Source organism: Paenibacillus sp. 481 (genome assembly GCF_021223605.1).
Taxonomy (GTDB): domain Bacteria; phylum Bacillota; class Bacilli; order Paenibacillales; family Paenibacillaceae; genus Paenibacillus_B.
The window spans coordinates 651,936-668,673 of the sequence record NZ_CP075175.1 but is presented as its reverse complement, the minus strand read 5'-3'; the positions used below and the strand labels follow the sequence as shown (position 1 = coordinate 668,673).

At 46.7% G+C, this 16,738-nt stretch carries 16 protein-coding genes; 11 read left to right on the top strand and 5 right to left on the bottom strand.

The features are described from left to right. On the bottom strand, nucleotides 1-432 hold the full coding sequence (locus KIK04_RS02680; RefSeq protein ID WP_232276803.1) for a methyltransferase: 432 nt from the start codon (nucleotides 430-432) through the stop codon (nucleotides 1-3). 179 nt (nucleotides 433-611) lie between these two features. Here KIK04_RS02680 and KIK04_RS02675 point away from each other — a divergent pair, with 179 nt between their 5' ends. Further along, entirely contained in the window at nucleotides 612-1,136 is a 525-nt protein-coding gene (locus KIK04_RS02675) for a shikimate kinase (RefSeq protein ID WP_232276802.1), read from the top strand. A 58-nt stretch (nucleotides 1,137-1,194) separates the two neighbouring features. Here KIK04_RS02675 and KIK04_RS02670 read toward each other — a convergent pair whose 3' ends face one another. Then, nucleotides 1,195-1,509 carry a rhodanese-like domain-containing protein gene (locus KIK04_RS02670; protein WP_232276801.1) on the bottom strand — a complete coding sequence of 105 codons (315 nt, stop codon included), beginning with the start codon at nucleotides 1,507-1,509 and terminating at the stop codon, nucleotides 1,195-1,197. 181 nt (nucleotides 1,510-1,690) lie between these two features. Here KIK04_RS02670 and aroA point away from each other — a divergent pair, with 181 nt between their 5' ends. The 4 genes from aroA to ptsP all read left to right on the top strand — a co-directional run bounded on the left by aroA (nucleotide 1,691) and on the right by ptsP (nucleotide 7,208). After that, nucleotides 1,691-3,001 (top strand): 3-phosphoshikimate 1-carboxyvinyltransferase, encoded by a 1,311-nt coding sequence (gene aroA / locus KIK04_RS02665; protein ID WP_232276800.1) that lies wholly within the window; start codon nucleotides 1,691-1,693, stop codon nucleotides 2,999-3,001. A gap of 18 nt (nucleotides 3,002-3,019) precedes the next feature. Beyond that, entirely contained in the window at nucleotides 3,020-3,448 is a 429-nt protein-coding gene (locus KIK04_RS02660) for a CoA-binding protein (protein WP_232276799.1), read from the top strand. Between the two features lie 128 nt (nucleotides 3,449-3,576). Beyond that, nucleotides 3,577-5,460, top strand: coding sequence for a glucose PTS transporter subunit IIA (locus tag KIK04_RS02655; protein WP_232276798.1), 1,884 nt, complete (start codon nucleotides 3,577-3,579; stop codon nucleotides 5,458-5,460). After that, the gene (gene ptsP, locus KIK04_RS02650; protein WP_232276797.1) at nucleotides 5,457-7,208 is read left to right on the top strand and encodes a phosphoenolpyruvate--protein phosphotransferase; all 1,752 of its coding nucleotides are present in this window, start codon (nucleotides 5,457-5,459) and stop codon (nucleotides 7,206-7,208) included. Before KIK04_RS02655 ends, ptsP begins: the two co-directional genes overlap by 4 nt. A gap of 74 nt (nucleotides 7,209-7,282) precedes the next feature. Here the strand turns inward: ptsP and KIK04_RS02645 are convergent, their stop codons facing one another. Further along, nucleotides 7,283-7,807: a type 1 glutamine amidotransferase domain-containing protein gene (locus KIK04_RS02645; protein WP_232276796.1), complete on the bottom strand. Its 525-nt coding sequence runs from the start codon at nucleotides 7,805-7,807 to the stop codon at nucleotides 7,283-7,285. Between the two features lie 274 nt (nucleotides 7,808-8,081). On the opposite strand from KIK04_RS02645, the gene KIK04_RS02640 reads away from it, so the two are divergent. From KIK04_RS02640 to KIK04_RS02625, 4 genes are all read left to right on the top strand, one after another. Then, a complete protein-coding gene (locus tag KIK04_RS02640) occupies nucleotides 8,082-8,516 on the top strand; it encodes a hypothetical protein (RefSeq protein ID WP_232276795.1) in 435 nt (144 codons plus the stop codon). Nucleotides 8,517-8,561: 45 nt separating this feature from the next. After that, on the top strand, nucleotides 8,562-8,903 hold the full coding sequence (ytxJ, locus tag KIK04_RS02635; protein ID WP_232276794.1) for a bacillithiol system redox-active protein YtxJ: 342 nt from the start codon (nucleotides 8,562-8,564) through the stop codon (nucleotides 8,901-8,903). Nucleotides 8,904-9,021: 118 nt separating this feature from the next. Next, a complete protein-coding gene (ccpA, locus tag KIK04_RS02630; protein ID WP_232276793.1) occupies nucleotides 9,022-10,032 on the top strand; it encodes a catabolite control protein A in 1,011 nt (336 codons plus the stop codon). A gap of 299 nt (nucleotides 10,033-10,331) precedes the next feature. Continuing rightward, a complete protein-coding gene (locus tag KIK04_RS02625) occupies nucleotides 10,332-11,045 on the top strand; it encodes a 5'-methylthioadenosine/adenosylhomocysteine nucleosidase (RefSeq protein WP_232278567.1) in 714 nt (237 codons plus the stop codon). Between the two features lie 89 nt (nucleotides 11,046-11,134). On the opposite strand, the gene KIK04_RS02620 is transcribed toward KIK04_RS02625, so the two are convergent. Together KIK04_RS02620 and KIK04_RS02615 are read right to left on the bottom strand one after the other, a co-directional pair. Then, nucleotides 11,135-12,313, bottom strand: a complete 1,179-nt coding sequence (locus tag KIK04_RS02620) for an acetoin utilization protein AcuC (RefSeq protein WP_232276792.1) — start codon at nucleotides 12,311-12,313, stop codon at nucleotides 11,135-11,137. A 22-nt stretch (nucleotides 12,314-12,335) separates the two neighbouring features. Further along, on the bottom strand, nucleotides 12,336-12,968 hold the full coding sequence (locus KIK04_RS02615; RefSeq protein ID WP_232276791.1) for a GNAT family N-acetyltransferase: 633 nt from the start codon (nucleotides 12,966-12,968) through the stop codon (nucleotides 12,336-12,338). A 304-nt stretch (nucleotides 12,969-13,272) separates the two neighbouring features. Here KIK04_RS02615 and acsA point away from each other — a divergent pair, with 304 nt between their 5' ends. Continuing rightward, complete coding sequence (acsA, locus tag KIK04_RS02610; RefSeq protein ID WP_232276790.1) at nucleotides 13,273-14,997, top strand: acetate--CoA ligase; 1,725 nt, start codon at nucleotides 13,273-13,275, stop codon at nucleotides 14,995-14,997. 272 nt (nucleotides 14,998-15,269) lie between these two features. Next, complete coding sequence (locus tag KIK04_RS02605) at nucleotides 15,270-16,634, top strand: extracellular solute-binding protein (protein WP_232276789.1); 1,365 nt, start codon at nucleotides 15,270-15,272, stop codon at nucleotides 16,632-16,634. Nucleotides 16,635-16,738: the final 104 nt, after the last annotated feature.

Genomic DNA, 16,738 nt, shown 5'->3' with positions numbered 1-16,738 from the left:
TCAGGGTTCGGCGTTCGTTGTTTCTGTGCTATCTGTATGAGCTGCGCGGGATGTGTTTGCTAGATTAGCAGAGCTTTCTGTACTGGTCGGGGGTGCTGTGGCCGATGATTTGATTGAACTAGCAGTTGGCTCCCACAACCCATACGCAGCTTCTGCTAAGTATGAACGCAAACGGTCGGACTCTTGACTTTGGCTACTGCTGCGATGAAGCAGCAGCGATACTTCAGCGAAATAACGAAAGTTATGGAGCACACGCTCTGGCGAAAGACGACGCAGTGCTTCGTCCTGCTCAACGAGTTTACGTTTCACGTAATTAAGTGCCCATACAATATCCTCTCGACAAAGAGGATGGTTCGGGTCTAATATTTTTTGCATACGAGCTGCAGCAATACGTTGAACCGATGCGCTATCTGAAGCTGGTAACGTAGACATGAATGATTCACTCCTACACATGCCGATGAATAAAGCTTTCGGCTCCGAATCTTTTACTACCATCTTTACGTCTAAAGTCATTAATTTATACATCACAGCGTTGTCGAACGAAAGAAAGCTGTGGTATCATATGGGAAGTTTATCGGTAGAAACGTGACGTTTTTTAAGGAGTATGCAAAATGAATCAAGAAAATATTATTTTAGTCGGATTTATGGGTACAGGTAAATCAACAGTTGGGAAAGAATTGGCAAGACGACTAAATTACAGGTTTGTAGACTTGGACACCGAAATTGTAGAACGAGAAGGCTGCTCCATTCCCCATTTATTCGAGACGAAAGGGGAGATGTATTTTCGCGATTGTGAGAGTGCTGCATTAGCTGAGCTGCTGCGAAATCCAGCAGGTGTAGTCATTGCAACAGGTGGTGGTGCTGTTCTGCGCGAAGCGAATCGTCTGCATATGGCGCAAAGTGGTTGGGTGGTAGGATTGCAGGCGCAATTGTCAACCATTGTGAAACGAGTGCACGGCGACGGCAACCGACCGTTGCTGCAAGGTGATGCTGAGCGTCGTATTCGTCAATTAATGGCGGAACGGCAAGGCTTGTACGATTTTGCACACGCTTCGATCCCGACGGACTTCCGTTCCGCCATCGAACTTGCTGACGAAATTATGCAACTGCTTGAGCAGCGCGACGAACGCTGTTAAGCGTTAACACGATCAGACTAACGGTAAACATGAATGGCTAACGAATATAGATACACGATTAATCTTCGTTCTCTAATTCAGCCCATGCAATCATGCCGCCTGTCAAGTTGACCGCTCCAGCAATATTAACATGCTGCAAGTACTCACAGACGCGTTCACTACGTACACCACCGCGGCAAATGAAAATAATTTCTTCTGTGCGTTCAATTTCATCTAAGCGGTCGGGAATTTCCCCCATTGGAATATGTTTCGCGCCGGTAATCATGCCGTGTACGACTTCATCGTGCTCTCGCACGTCAATTAAATTTAACGCTTCGCCGCGTTGCAGGCGTTGCTTTAAGGTAGCAACATCCATTTGAGCGATAGAATTCATATACGAATTCCTCCGTTCTATAGTAAAGTAGAAAATAGAAAAAGCAGTGGAGTCATACGTGATTGTACGAATCGTGGCTCTATTTGTCAATTGGTGCACGTATACAATAAACACGAAACCAGCATATTGTTTGCATGAATGCGCTATTTAGCTGGATATGATAAAAGGAGAGATGTCATTTATGGATGTTATTGTACAACCAACCTCTCGCTTACAAGGTGAGATCCAAGCACTATCCTCTAAAAACTACACCACTCGCTTTATGCTTGTGGCAGCTTTGGCGGAAGGGAAAAGCACGATCTACTATCCAGCTCATAGTGAGGACAGTGACGCGATGCGCCGCTGCTTACGTGATATGGGTGCTATATTAGAAGAAGACGATACAAAAATGGTCATTACAGGCTTCGGTAAAAAACCACATATTGCGAACGCAGCTCGCGAGCTTAATGTTGGCAATGCAGGGGCTGTACTACGCTTCTTGATGGGGATCGCTGCATTAATGCCGGAAGTGAATTTTGTTAACACGTACCCAGAGTCGTTAGGTAAACGACCACACGATGATTTAATCGTAGCGCTCCAACAAATGGGCGTAGAAGTTGAGCATCGTGAAGGAAAATTGCCGATTACGATTCGCGGCGGTCAGCCACAAGGCGGGCATATTCGCGTATCGGGTAACGTAAGCTCGCAATATTTGAGTGCGCTGCTGTTCGTCACGCCGCTGCTTGAACAAGATACGACGATCGAAGTAACGGAAGACTTGAAATCGAAAGTCGTCGTAGGTCAGACGTTAGAAGTGCTGGCCGAAGCGGGTATTATCATAGAGGCAAGTGAAGATTTAATGCACTATCGTGTACAAGGTCGCCAACAGTATGAAGCTAAGACATACACCGTACAAGGCGACTACCCGGGTTCAGCTGCCATTTTAGCAGCCGCATCGGTTACGCAGTCTGATATTCAGGTGCGCGGTTTGACCGTGGATAGCAAGCAAGGCGAACGAGCAGTTGTTGACGTATTGCGCACGATGGGAGTACCACTTACGCATGCGGACAATGTCGTTCATATTCAGAGTCAAGGTCAGCTTCAAGCTGGTGAGTTTGACGGAGACGAATTTACAGACGGTGTGCTAGCAATGGTAGCGGCAGCAGTGTTTGCCGAAGGTACTTCGCGTTTCTACAATGTAGAAAATTTGCGGTATAAAGAGTGTGACCGCATAACCGATTATTTGAACGAATTAAAAAAAGCTGGGGCTAACGTCGAAGAACGTCAAGCTGAAATTATCGTTCACGGACGCCCAGAAGGCGTAGAGGGCGGCGTCGACATTAACGCGCACTATGATCATCGTGTTATTATGGCGCTTACAGTCGTAGGTTTGCGTGCGAAGCAGCCGCTCCGTATTCACGACGCGCATCACGTAGCGAAATCGTACCCGCAATACTTCGACCATTTGCGTGCACTTGGCGCGAACGTCGAGTGGGTGGAATCCAGCAACTAATATTAAGGAGTGAACTTGATGGCTTACGAAAATCCATCGCAAGAACAAATTAAGCAGTTGTTAAATCAAAGTCAGACTGTGGCGGTAGTCGGTTTGTCTGATGATCCTACTCGAGTCTCTCATATGGTTGCGGAAGCGATGCAACGCAAAGGCTATCGCATCATTCCCGTTAATCCGAAAGCAGAGCACATTCTAGGAGAGAAATGCTATGCTTCCTTAAAAGATGTTCCCGAACCAATCGACATCGTTAACGTATTTCGTCGCAGTGAATTTTGCCTAGACATCGCTCGCGAAGCGGTTGAAGTTGGCGCGAAATCGATTTGGATGCAGCAGGGCGTCATTAACGAAGAAGCGGCACAACATGCGGCTGAGCACGGCTTGACGGTCGTTATGGACCTATGCATCAAAGTGTTGGATTCTATTTTGCTGCCTCACGGCAAGCAGTAATTCGTTCATAAGGCCGGGGGTGCATGCGCTGCACGGACCCGGCTTTTCTTGTTGAATAAATCACGTACATTTATTTTGACAATAAGACAGCGTACCCTTACCATTCAAGGTAGAAGGAGAGGATGCCCTTGAATCAGTTAGGACTGCTGCAACAGTTATCGCGCGCGATGATGCAGCCGCTAATCGCATTACCTGCCGCTGCCTTGTGTCTCGCTGCGGGACATTTGTTGCAAAGCATAGGCTGGCATGATGCAGCGTCGTTGTTCCAACTGACAGGCAATACCGTGTTTCATGTGTTGCCGTATATTTTTGCAGTCGGGGTAGCGCTCGGGTTAACGAACAATTCAGGCGTGGCGAGTTTATCCAGTTTGCTTGGCATGTTTATTTTTGATCAGCTGTTGCAACATTGGGGACAAACCGCTTATGAGCCAACCGTGGTAAACGGGATTTTGTTCGGAATTATGGCAGGTGTGCTGCACCAGTATTCGAAAGATGTTAAGTTTCCAGAATATTTACAATTTTTTGGTGGCCCACGCTTTGTCGTATTAACAACAATGCTAGGATCGACGCTCTTATCAGGAGTTCTCGTACTGCTTGCTCCATATATGCAGGACGGAATCCGCTTTTTAAGCCAAGAACTGCTGGCGATGGGCGGTTTCGGCGTATTTTTATACGGTGTCCTACATCGAGTGTTAATCGCGTTCGGTCTGCATCATTTGCTGAACAACATTTACTGGTTCCAACTCGGCTCATACACCGATGCGAATGGGATGCATTTTAGTGGGGATTTGCCACGCTTCTTTGCAGGCGACCCGACAGCAGGCATTTATATGGCAGGTCTATATCCGATTATGATGTTTGCGCTGCCAGCAGTTGCGCTAGCCATCGTGCATGAGTCTCGTGAGGATTTGCGCCCCAAAGTACGCAAAACGTACATGACGGCGGCCTTAGTCTCGTTGTTAACCGGTATTACAGAACCGATTGAATTTGCGTTCTTGTTTGCGGCGCCGTATTTATTTTTAGTGCATGCGGTGTTGACAGGTGGCGCCATGTGGATCACGGCGGAGTTAGGCATACGCCACGGCTTCTCGTTCTCTGCGGGTGCAATTGACTACGTTGTCAATTTCCATCGGTCTACAAATGGTATTTGGATCATTCCGATTGGTCTTGTATTTGGATTGATTTACTATGTCCTGTTCCGCTTTGCCATCCAGAAATTCCAAATCCCGACCCCAGGTCGTATAGAAGGCTCCTTGCTTGATGATATGGGAAGTGATCTACTTCATCGTGCACCGCTCATTATTCAGGCATTAGGGGGAAAAGATAACATCATTGACATTCAGGCGTGCATTACGCGTCTTCGCTTGCGTGTCGTTCACGATAAGTTGGTCGATCGGCATGCGCTGCGTATGCTTGGAGCGGCTGGTGTTATCCGCTTAGGAGGAGGCCATTTGCAAGTCGTATTTGGTACATACTCCGAAATTATTCGGGAAGAAATGATGAGGCGTTTGCAGCGAAATACGAACCAAACGTGGTTTGTCGCCCCTGTTCAAGGGCGCATGATACCAATTGAGGACGTGCCGGATACCATTTTTGCAAAAAAGCTAGTTGGTAACGGGGTTGGATTTATTCCCGATAAAGGCGAGCTCGTATCGCCCGTACATGGTCGAATTCGACATGTGTATCCAACGATGCATGCATTAGGTATTGAGACAAATGAAGGCATCGAAGTGCTGCTTCATGTCGGCATTGAAACGTCAGCGTTAAATGGCGCTGGGTTTCAAGCGGTTGTACAGGAAGGTGATGAAGTGAAACCGGGGCAATTACTCGTGAAATTTGATTTGAATTACATTAAAAAGCATGCCAAATCGTTAGTTACACCGATGGTTGTAACGAATTCAGATAAGGTGGCCTCATGGAGTTTTGCGCCATTTGCACAGGTGAAAAAAGGGCAGACATCGGTGATGTCCGTCGTCCTTCATGAGAACATACATGGAGGTGATCAGCTATGAGTGAGATGGCTCAAGGGATAGGTGCCTCATTCGGAATTGCAATTGGGAAATCGTTCGTGTTGCCTACGTGGGAATGGGATGTGCCAGACCAAAGAATGGACCCGAGCGATTTGGCGCGTGAATTTGAACGCTTGTATGAAGGAATTCGTTCCTCAAAAACCGAGATTGAGTATATCAAAAATGAAATTAGCGAACTGGTTGGGCGTGAGGAATCAACGATCTTTGATGCTCATTTGGCGATATTGGAAGATCCCGTGTTCATGAATGAAATACAGGGCATCATTCAACGTCAATATAAGGCGGCAGAAGTAGCGGTTAAAGAAGCAATCGATCACTTCGTGACGATGTTCGACCTGCTTGATGACGAATATATGAAGGAGCGGGCGCTTGATATTAAAGATGTGGGCAACCGCCTCCTGAAACATTTGCTAGGTGCGCCAGAAATTACGCTGCCGACAGATACGCAGCCTTATATCTTGGTAGCAAAGGAGCTATCTCCTTCCCAGCTCGTACATTTGAATCCGAAAAATGTACTCGGCATCGTCATGTTGCTAGGCGGGAAGACGTCTCACTCTGCGATTATGGCACGTGCGCTAGGTATTCCACTTGTCCTCGGACTTGAGGGCAAGCTGTATAGACCGATTCAGACAGGCGATCTCGTCATCGTGGACGGCGAAAACGGCATCGTGCATGTCGAGCCGCCAGAGGACGTCCTAGAGTCGTATGAGCGACGTCGTGATGCGTATGTTCAGGAAACGGATGAACTAAGCAAGATGGTATCTCTACCTGCCATTACGGTTGACGGATATGAGCTGCACTTGGCTGCGAATATTAGCTCAACACGGGAATTGGAAATTGCTATCCAGAATGGGGCAGAAGGAGTCGGACTGTTTCGAACGGAGTTTATTTATATGGATCGCTCCTTCCCGCCTTCTGAGGCAGAGCAGTACAATGTTTATCGTGAAGTGGCTGAGAAGTTCGGTGATAAACCGGTCATCATTCGTACATTAGATGTGGGTGGCGATAAGCCGATGGATTATTTGCATTTGCCAGAAGAAGATAATCCATTTCTCGGTTACCGTGCGATCCGTATTTGCTTGGATCGGACAGATTTATTTAAAATACAGCTGCGTGCGATATTGCGGGCGGGTGCATTTGGAAACGTCAAGATTATGTTTCCGATGATCTCCTCGCTGGAAGAAGTGCAGGCCGCCAAATCGCTGCTTGAAGAGGCGAAGGTAGAGCTGCGTCAGGAAGGGCTTCCGTTTGCTGAAAAGCTGCCAATCGGCATTATGATCGAAGTTCCAGCAGCGGCAGCGATGGCGGATTTATTAGCAGAGGAAGTAGACTTCTTCAGTATTGGCACGAACGATTTGGTGCAGTATACATTAGCTGTTGATCGGATGAATGAGCAGATCGCTCATATGTACGACCCGTATCACCCGGCTGTGTTACGCCTTATACGTCATACGATTGAAGCTGCAAAGCGACAAGGGATTATGGTCGGTGTATGCGGGGAAATGGCAGGAGACCCACGTTCTGTGCCGCTCTGGATTGCGCTCGGCGTTGACGAGCTAAGCATGTCCTCGCGCTCCATTCCACGCGTTAAGGCGGCCATACGTCGCTGCTCATTGGAGACGAGCAAGACGCTCACTGAGCATGCTTACGCGAGTCGAACGAAAGCTGGAGTGGAAGCAGCGCTCCTAGCAGGCTGTTCGCAAGCATCACAGTCCGCGATGTGCGACTGATTTCCTTGCTCATAACGTTATAAAAAGCGGCGCTCCGCATATGCATAGCATAATGCGAAGCGCCGCTTTTGTTATTATTGCTGTGCGACAACGTCGCAAAATGCTTTGCCATATGGCGCTAAGTCCGGTGGACGACGCGCTGAGATGATATGGCCGTCAACGACGACGTCCTGATCAATCCATGTGCAGCCTGCATTTTCCATATCATCACGGATACCTGGTGTGGACGTTACCGTGCGACCTTCCAAAATTTTGGCGGAAATGAGTACCCAGCCCGCGTGGCATATTTGCCCAATTGCTTTTTCAGCCGTATTTATTTCACGTACGATGCGTAGCACTTCTGGGTAGCGACGCAGCTTGTCAGGAGCCCAACCACCTGGTACAAGTAGGCCGTCATACTGAGCCGTATCAATATCTTCAAAGGCGTATTCTGCCGTTGCTGGAACACCGTATTTACCGATATATGTCTTGCCACGCTGCTCGCCAACGAGGTGAACTTCTGCACCTTCCTCGCGCGCGCGGTATATCGGGTACCAGAGCTCTAAATCTTCAAACTCTTCGTCTACGAGTGCAACAATTCGTTTGCCGCTCAATCGCATCTGCAATCAGCCTCCTTTAAGGTCTGGCATTTTTACAATACCATACTCCGTATTTAACCATAGTTAGCACAAAATGAACAACACTAAATCAAACCATTACCTCCTAATGAATTTCTAATTGTGTAAATAAATACAACCTGACATGCAGAAGGAGATAAGTAAACAAAGTCGAATATCTACTACGTTAATCAATATCGAATCAAATATCATATGTGTTCTTTACGTAATTCTTAAGTCTAACGACGAACATCAAGAGAGTCTAGGGGTGGACCGTATGTATAAACGCTGCACTTGTGGTCATTTTATGGATTTAACATTGCGAACTGTTGTTCACGCGCGAAAAATAGAAATATTGCGTGTACCCATATTTACATGTACGGGTTGTGAGCGCACGGAATTGCTGTCCAGCATTAAGCAAGATTTGCAAGAAATGATAAAAGCGCATACTTGTGATGCGCAAACGCGGGTGTCGATTTCGTTTGACGCGGTACATGAGCTTGGTAGCGTATTGGTAGAATGCTTAGAGCAGCAAGAGGAAGATATGGCACAAGTGTTAGAGCAAGCCATTCAAGCTCGGGTAAACCAACTGCTCGATTTGTATTTGTTGGCTCGTACGTGGCAGGATGAAAAGTGGATGAACGATCTTCAACTCAGATTAACTCAAATTTCAGGTTTTAGTTTGGAGCCATATCGGGTTAAAATAAGTTGAGAAGGTAATGGTTAACTTTCATGTTTTTTCAAAAGGAGGGTAATAGTGAAGCGTATTCAAACATTAGAGCAATTGCAGACGATCATTGCCGAATCGCATCAACAGCCAGTCGTCCTGTTCAAGCATAGCACGCGCTGTCCGGTTAGCTCACAGGCTGACGAAGAAATGGACAGCGTTGTAAAAGACTTTGCGGACAAAGGGATCGTATTCGGTAAAATACTCGTGGTTGAGGAACGGCCAGTATCATTGGAGTGTGCCGAGCAACTTGGCATTAAGCATGAGTCGCCACAAGTATTGTTGCTACAGCAAGGCAATGTGATTTGGCATGATTCGCATTATGCGATTCGATACGACAAAGTTAGTGAAAAACTGACAAATTTAACGTGATGATATGTGATTTTGTGTAGGAACTGCGCGGAACATTGCGAATTTTCTGAAAGTGTCGTATTATGAAATGTAATATGCATGTTCGTAACAAATTTTTCGGTAATTGGAGAGAAGGATCGTGACGGTAACTATTTATGATGTAGCCAGAGAAGCGGGCGTTTCCATGGCGACTGTTTCCCGGGTTGTCAATAACAACCCGAACGTTAAGCCGCAAACCCGTAAGAAGGTATACGAAGCGATCGAGCGTTTAGGTTATCGCCCGAATGCGGTTGCACGCGGTCTTGCAAGCAAGAAGACGACGACCGTCGGTGTTGTCATTCCCGATATTTCCAATTCCATCTTTGCAGAAGTGGCGCGCGGCATTGAAGATATTGCTAATATGTATCATTACAATATCATCTTGTGCAATGCGGATAAGAAGAAGGATAAGGAAATTCGAGTCATTAATACGCTGCTTGAGAAACAAGTCGATGGCTTGTTGTTTATGGGCGGCGTGGTGACAGAAGACCATGTGCAAGCTTTCCGTACAGCTTCGGTGCCGATCGTATTATGTGCGACGACGGATGAGAATGGTTTAATTCCGTCTGTAGACATTAATCATGAGGCAGCGGCATTTGATGCAGTAAGCACGCTCGTGCGCCACGGTCACCGCGATATTGCGATGATTAGCGGTACTTTGCAAGATCCTGCAAACGGCTTTGCACGTTTCCAGGGTTATAAGAAGGCATTGGAAAGAGCAGGAATTGAATACAAAGAAGACTTGGTACGTATCGGTAACTACAGATACGAGTCCGGAGTTGAAGCGATGAAATATTTCCTTGGCTTGAAGAAGCGTCCGACAGCTATATTTGCTGCCACTGACGAAATGGCCATCGGTGCTATTCATTGTATTCAAGATGCGGGTCTTAAAGTGCCTGACGATATGTCAATCATTAGTGTTGACAACATTCGTATGGCTTCAATGGTTCGTCCACAATTAACAACCGTTGCACAGCCGATGTATGATATCGGAGCGGTGGCAATGCGCTTGTTGACGAAGCTGATGAAGAAAGAGAACGTAGAAAATCCTCGTGTTGTGTTGCAGCATGAGACGATTTTACGTCTTTCGGTCAGCCATGTGAACGAATAATTGTTGATGTGAACGTCATGAAAAGCCCCTTGAATCGGGGCTTTTCGTATGTACATACATCTGTACTCTATCATCCCACACATCGGTTGTGTTCGGTGTTGGCGTAAGGATTCTTATAGAATTATAGAGCTATAGAATTACAGATATTATAGAATTGTAGTACGATAGAACGCTTGAAGTTTTAAGTTTTAAGTTCTAAGTTCTAAGCTCTGGGCTTTGAACGCAAACGCTCGAAGCCATAACGACAATGGAGCGGTTTATCCGTATCGTTTATTTTAGGAGGGAATACGATGCAAGAAATGAAAGAGCAGTCTGCTATCGGAATTATCGGCGCAATGGACGAGGAAATTAAGCTGTTGCTTGAAGCTGTAGAGCAAACCGTTGAAGTGAACTATGCGGGCATTCGCTATTATGAAGGACGTTTGCATGGACGCACAGTCGTGATTTGCAAGTCGGGTGTAGGTAAAGTAAACGCGGCTGTAACGACACAGGTGCTGCTCGATCGTTTTCAAGTAGGCACTGTACTGTTTACAGGAGTGGCGGGTGCGGTGCATCCAGAGCTTAATATCGGTGACCTTGTTATTTCCTCTTCTTGTATTCAGCACGATATGGATGTAACGGCACTCGGTTTTAAGCCGGGTATGATTCCGTTCCAAGAGGTGTCTGATTTCACTGCGGATGCACACTTGATTGCGTTGGCAGAGGAAGTATGTGCGGAGCGTTTTCCTGATCGATTCCAGAAAGGAATTATATTATCTGGAGATCAATTTATTGCTAGCCGTGAAAAAGTGCAGCAGTTGTACGAAACGTTCCAAGGTGCATGCACAGAAATGGAAGGTTCGGCAGTGGCGCAAGTGTGCTACATGAATGCGGTGCCGTTTCTAATTATTCGTTCGATGTCTGACCGTGCAGACGGTTCGGCTCATGTGAATTTTGCAGAGTTTACAGTCGAAGCTTCACAGAACTCGTTTATTATTATTAACGAGCTTGTACAGAAGCTGGCGTCTGCGTAGTTCGTTAAATACGAGAAGGTCGCGACACATTTCCGCTATCGAGTGGGGGCTGTGCTCGCGGCCTTCTTTTTTTGTGTCATAACTTGGAGTTAGCGCACATACTCCAGAGCGAGCTCTTTGATGTGTGTATTTCGCGCCTGAATGATGTCTCGCCGTGGCATAGGCGCCCATTGCTTTACATCATCAAGCCACATATTGGGCAGTAGGACGGGTGATTCAGGGGACCATTTATATAACCATTGTTCGGGTAGAGGAGTGTACGGATCTGCCTCCAGTTCTTGCAACAGTGGATGGGCGTTCATTTCAAGCCAAAGGAGGCTCCAAGCCCGCGGTACGACGCGCCAAATATCATAGCCTCCACCACCTAATGCTACCCAACGTCCATCGCAGTATTCATGAGCAAGCTGATGAATGATACGTGGCATTTCTTTGTAAATGCGCATGCTGCAATGCATATGAGACAGTGGGTCAAGTGCATGAGCATCTGCACCATGCTGGCTAACAATAATGTCGGGCTTAAAATGCTTAGCAACTTGTACAATCGTATCCTCGAAGCATTCAAGCCACGAATGATCCTCTGTATACGGTTCCAAAGGAACGTTTACACAAGTGCCGAAACCATCGCTCTCACCCCGCTCTTGTACAAAGCCGGTTCCCGGGAACAAATACTTTCCCGTTTCGTGAATCGAGTAGGTGAACACGTCCGGGTCGGTGTAGAACGACCACTGAACCCCGTCACCATGGTGCACATCGGTGTCAATATATAAGACGCGTGCGTTAAAATGTTTACGCAACCACGCAATAGCGACGGAGGCATCGTTGTATACACAGAAGCCGGAGCCTCGTTCAGCGAATGCGTGATGGAGTCCTCCCCCTAAATGCAAAGCATGGGTGGACTTGCCTGACATGACAGCCTCGCAAGCGGTTATCGAGCCTGCAACAATGGCGCAGGCCGCTTCATGCATGCCTGCAAAATAAGGCGTATCCTCGGAGTGAAGCCCATATTTGTCAGCGCGTTCGCTCCAAGCACGCGCAGGATGTGGCGCACTTAACTGGCGCACCGCCTCGACGTAATCTGGGCGATGCGTATAGAGCAGCCAGTCTTCATTTAACGGCTGTGGGACGATGATATCGTTATCGCGTAAAGCTCCTGAATACTGGAGCAAATCGGTTGTCATTTGCAAGCGCCGCTGATCAAACGGATGATCGGCATGAAACCGGTACCGGAGGGCGTCTTGATTGTTGACAAACAATGTCTGTCCTGACATGTCGCTTATATTCCCTCCATTCTTAATACATGAAACGCTGATTAAAGCGTACACGGTCAAATTGTTCCTTTGAGGAAAGTGGAACGTCTTTTCCGATCTTCACCATGAGACAGTTGGCTGGATGCGAGCAAATTTCTGGATCATCAGTAGCGTACCAGATCATACCGACTGATTCCATGAGCTTCTCCATCATTTTACGATAATCCCAGACGTTCAATTTCGTTCCTTCTAAATCCCAATGCCAATAGTATTCGGTCGTAAATATGATATAGCTTTCCAGTTGCTCATCTTCAAAGGCAGTTTGAATCATTCGTTTCCCGAGTCCTATCGAGCGATAAGCATTCGATACTTCGATAGCGCCCAATTCAACCAAGTCAGCCATATTCCCTTCAGACCAACGCTCCAGCTCATCTGGATAATGAAACGTCACGTAGCCAATAATCGTCTGCTCGTCGCGGGCAATGATGATGCGTCCTTCTGGTAGTCCCGCAATTTCGATTAGCGCTTGGTGCTGCTCCTTCGGTCGGCGAAATGCCTTTAAATCTGGATGCATGTCCAAGGTAGATAGTATCTCAGGCAAGACAGGACCTTCAACGATCACGACTCGGTCGTTGTGCGGGACAATTTGGGCATGATAGCGCTTACGATGCTCCACGGCTTGCAGCTCCTTTCATCTCTTCATCTTCGTTATAGCAAAAAAAGAGGGCTTTGAAAAGGAAAAGAATAGGCGAACTCCAAAACGTGTGCTATAATGAACCTGCTATTACCTTGCCACAAAATGATCGGATTTTCCTCTTGACATCATGAATGACATCATCGTCCAATCGTTTACTGCTTTGTGAAAGCGGTTTAATTACGGGTGCCATGTGATTGCCGGCTACTATTTATGAAGCAACTAAACTACTAAGCATTTCTTCTAACCGCTAAAGATGTAAGATGAAATAGGAGGATGAACCAGAATGGGTAATGTACAGGGAGAAATCATTGCAGCAACCGCTACCGCTCCGAATATGAAAAGTTATGAGGAAATGGTCGCTAATTTTCGTTGGGAAGACATCGAACAGCAATTCAGTTGGCATACAACTGGAAAAGTAAATATGGCGCACGAAGCGATCGATCGCCATGTGGCCGAAGGGCTTGGCAACAAAGTTGCGTTATACTATAGCGATTCCGCACGCGACGAATCGTATACGTATGATGACTTGCGCCGCAAGTCCAACCAATTTGCGAATGTACTGCGCAAATACGGGATACAGAAAGGCGAGCGTGTATTTATTTTTATGCCGCGTACGCCAGAGCTCTATTTCAGCTTGCTCGGTATACTGAAAGTAGGCGCTGTAGTTGGACCCTTATTCGAGGCGTTCATGGAGACGGCCGTCAAGGATCGTCTAGAGGATAGCAGTGCGGTAGCTATTGTGACGACGCCTGCGCTGTTGCATCGCGTTGCGCGCGCTGATTTGCCAGCGCTTAAGCATGTCATCGTAGTCGGCGATGAAGTGAACGCCGGCGATGGGATTGTTGATTTCCATGCGGAAATGGCAACGGCTGCTGAAGAGGCTGAAATCGAGTGGCTTGGTCGTGAGGATGGACTTATTATTCATTATACTTCAGGTTCTACTGGTAAGCCGAAAGGTGTATTTCATGTGCAGAACGCAATGGTTCAGCACTACTTTACGGGGAAAAATGTACTCGATTTGCAAGCAGATGATATTTATTGGTGTACAGCTGATCCGGGCTGGGTGACAGGCACATCGTACGGTATTTTCGCGCCATGGTTAAATGGGGCGACGAACGTTATTCGAGGTGGCCGCTTTAGTCCGCAAGATTGGTATAGCACCATTCAAAAATATAAAGTAACGGTATGGTATAGCGCTCCGACAGCGTTTCGTATGTTAATGGGTGCGGGCGACGATGTAATCGGTAACTTTGATTTGTCCAGCTTGCGGCACGTATTGTCCGTAGGGGAGCCGTTAAATCCGGAAGTGGTACGCTGGGGACTGAAAGTGTACAATCAGCGCATCCATGATACGTGGTGGATGACGGAAACAGGCGGACACTTGATATGCAACTATCCGTCGATGGCAATTCGCCCAGGTTCGATGGGGCGGCCGATTCCAGGCGTGCAAGCAGCTATTATCGACGACCAAGGCAATGAGCTGCCACCATATCGGATGGGTAATCTCGCAATTCGTACGCCTTGGCCATCTATGATGCGCACGATTTGGAACAACCCTGCGAAGTATGAGGAATATTTCCGCCTTCAAGGCTGGTACGTATCAGGCGATTCCGCATATATGGACGAGGACGGTTACTTCTGGTTCCAAGGCCGTGTTGATGATGTCATTAACACAGCTGGTGAGCGTGTTGGTCCGTTCGAAGTAGAAAGCAAGCTTGTTGAGCATCCAGCAGTGGCGGAAGCGGGCGTTATCGGAAAGCCAGACCCTATGCGTGGCGAAATTATTAAAGCGTTTATTTCGTTGCGTGAAGGCTTTGCACCGTCGGAAGAGCTAAAGCTTGATATTGCAAAGTTTGTCAAGGAAGGGCTGTCTGCCCATGCTGCGCCGCGTGAAATCGAGTTCAAAGATAAGCTTCCTAAGACGCGTTCCGGTAAAATTATGCGCCGTGTGTTGAAGGCTTGGGAACTGAATTTGCCAACAGGCGACTTGTCCACGATTGAAGATTAAGCAGGAACGAAGCAAGCGGGTAGGCGATCAAACCTAAAGTTATGCTTAATTTTTACCAACAAGGATTGACAAAACATATATTGAGGGATAATATCCCAATTACTAAAGCTTAATGAGACGAAACGATAAATCCATACGATAATCACATAACATGTTACCGCAAGGGCATTCGTTATGGAAGTACGGTCTTAGTATAGACGGCTTCTTAACGCATGCCCTTTGTCGTCTTCTCATTTTGCTCAATCAACTCAATTACAAGGAGGGGTACAGTTATGACAGGTACACAACGCAAGCCGAGCAAATCGCTTTTATTGCTCATTATTGCAGCGCTCGTCATGATGATGGCGGCAGGATGCAGCTCTGGAAAAGATGGAGGAAAAGACAATAAAGTGGTTCAAACAAGTGAAGGTGTGGATGGTCAAAAAGGAAATGGAGAAGTTGCTGGCGAATTTGAGATCCAGTATTTTGTAGGCGGTTACGGGGATAAAGGCTGGAAAAAGATTTTGGCTGAATTTCAAAAAAAACACCCGAAATTAACGATTAAGCAAATCGCAGGCCCAAAAATAAACGAACAGATGCGCCCGCGTTGGATTCAGGGCAATCCCCCTGATTTCGTTTATATTGATGGCTCAGGCTCAAATGCTACGCAAATGGTACTCGATGATCAGTTGATGGATTTAACGGACTATTTCAAAGAGGCAAAAAATGTAGAGGGTAAAAAAATAAGCGATCAATTGATTTTAAAGCCGATTGCTTATAGCGACAAAGTGTATACGCTTCCATTTGTGTTTGGTTCTTGGGGCATTTTTTATGACAAAACGTTTTTTGCAGAGAACGGATGGAAGGAGCCTACTCATTTTGATGATTTTTTAAGCGTTTCCAAGACGATTAAGGAGTCCGGAAAAGTGAAGGCGCCATTTATTTTTACAGGTAAATATGCGTACTATTTCCACGGGGGCGTGCTTGACTCTGCATTCGTGGTCAACAATAACAACGATCCATCCATTTTGCAGCAGATGGCAGATCTTAAAGCAGGATCTTTCAGCAGTGAGCCTGTAAAAAAAGCGCTTGCTCAAATCGTGAAAATGCGCGATTCAGGTATTCTTGATCCGGCTTCCGCTCCCCTGAGTCATATTGATTCGCAAATGCTGTTCTTGCAGCATCGAAATGCATTTATTCCTAATGGCTTATGGTTAGAGAACGAAATGAAAAAAGATGTGCCAACAGGCTTTGAGTTCGGCTTCATTCCTTCGATAACGCAAGCATCGGGTGGGAAATATATCGCAATTCCATTTACAGCTACAGTCGGTATTTCCAAAAAAGCAAAAAATGTTCCAGCGGCTAAAGCGTTTCTAGAGTTTTTATTTACAGAGCAGTCAGCCATTACGTGGGCAGAAGAGACAGGGGCGCTTGGTAACATTAAGGCCGATTTAGAAAAATCGAATGCGAGTTCTTTAGTGAAGACGGCCATGAAATTTTATAGTTCCGACAATACGGTGGTGGCACCTTACGTGGAGCTGAATGCTGATGTGGAAAAAGTGAAATCGGATTCCACGCTAGCACTGTTGATGGGTAGTCTGACGCTTGAGGAGTGGATGGAGCGTTTAGAAGCAGCAGCTGAAAAATCACGTAAATAACGTGCGAGTGTTAGTCTTTTGAAGAACAGGGGTGCAGGATTGCAGAATTGCAGGATTGCGGAAGTTGGCAACGAGTAGTAGGCCTCACCCCGTACTTCACAAAT

What these genes read in the sequence shown, in the direction of transcription:
- KIK04_RS02680 (WP_232276803.1), bottom strand. Translation starts at nt 432, where the DNA reads ATGTCTACGTTACCAGCTTCAGATAGCGCATCGGTTCAACGTATTGCT.
- KIK04_RS02675 (WP_232276802.1), top strand. Translation starts at nt 612, where the DNA reads ATGAATCAAGAAAATATTATTTTAGTCGGATTTATGGGTACAGGTAAA.
- KIK04_RS02670 (WP_232276801.1), bottom strand. Translation starts at nt 1,509, where the DNA reads ATGAATTCTATCGCTCAAATGGATGTTGCTACCTTAAAGCAACGCCTG.
- aroA (WP_232276800.1), top strand. Translation starts at nt 1,691, where the DNA reads ATGGATGTTATTGTACAACCAACCTCTCGCTTACAAGGTGAGATCCAA.
- KIK04_RS02660 (WP_232276799.1), top strand. Translation starts at nt 3,020, where the DNA reads ATGGCTTACGAAAATCCATCGCAAGAACAAATTAAGCAGTTGTTAAAT.
- ptsP (WP_232276797.1), top strand. Translation starts at nt 5,457, where the DNA reads ATGAGTGAGATGGCTCAAGGGATAGGTGCCTCATTCGGAATTGCAATT.
- KIK04_RS02645 (WP_232276796.1), bottom strand. Translation starts at nt 7,807, where the DNA reads ATGCGATTGAGCGGCAAACGAATTGTTGCACTCGTAGACGAAGAGTTT.
- KIK04_RS02640 (WP_232276795.1), top strand. Translation starts at nt 8,082, where the DNA reads ATGTATAAACGCTGCACTTGTGGTCATTTTATGGATTTAACATTGCGA.
- KIK04_RS02625 (WP_232278567.1), top strand. Translation starts at nt 10,332, where the DNA reads ATGAAAGAGCAGTCTGCTATCGGAATTATCGGCGCAATGGACGAGGAA.
- KIK04_RS02620 (WP_232276792.1), bottom strand. Translation starts at nt 12,313, where the DNA reads ATGTCAGGACAGACATTGTTTGTCAACAATCAAGACGCCCTCCGGTAC.
- acsA (WP_232276790.1), top strand. Translation starts at nt 13,273, where the DNA reads ATGGGTAATGTACAGGGAGAAATCATTGCAGCAACCGCTACCGCTCCG.
- KIK04_RS02605 (WP_232276789.1), top strand. Translation starts at nt 15,270, where the DNA reads ATGACAGGTACACAACGCAAGCCGAGCAAATCGCTTTTATTGCTCATT.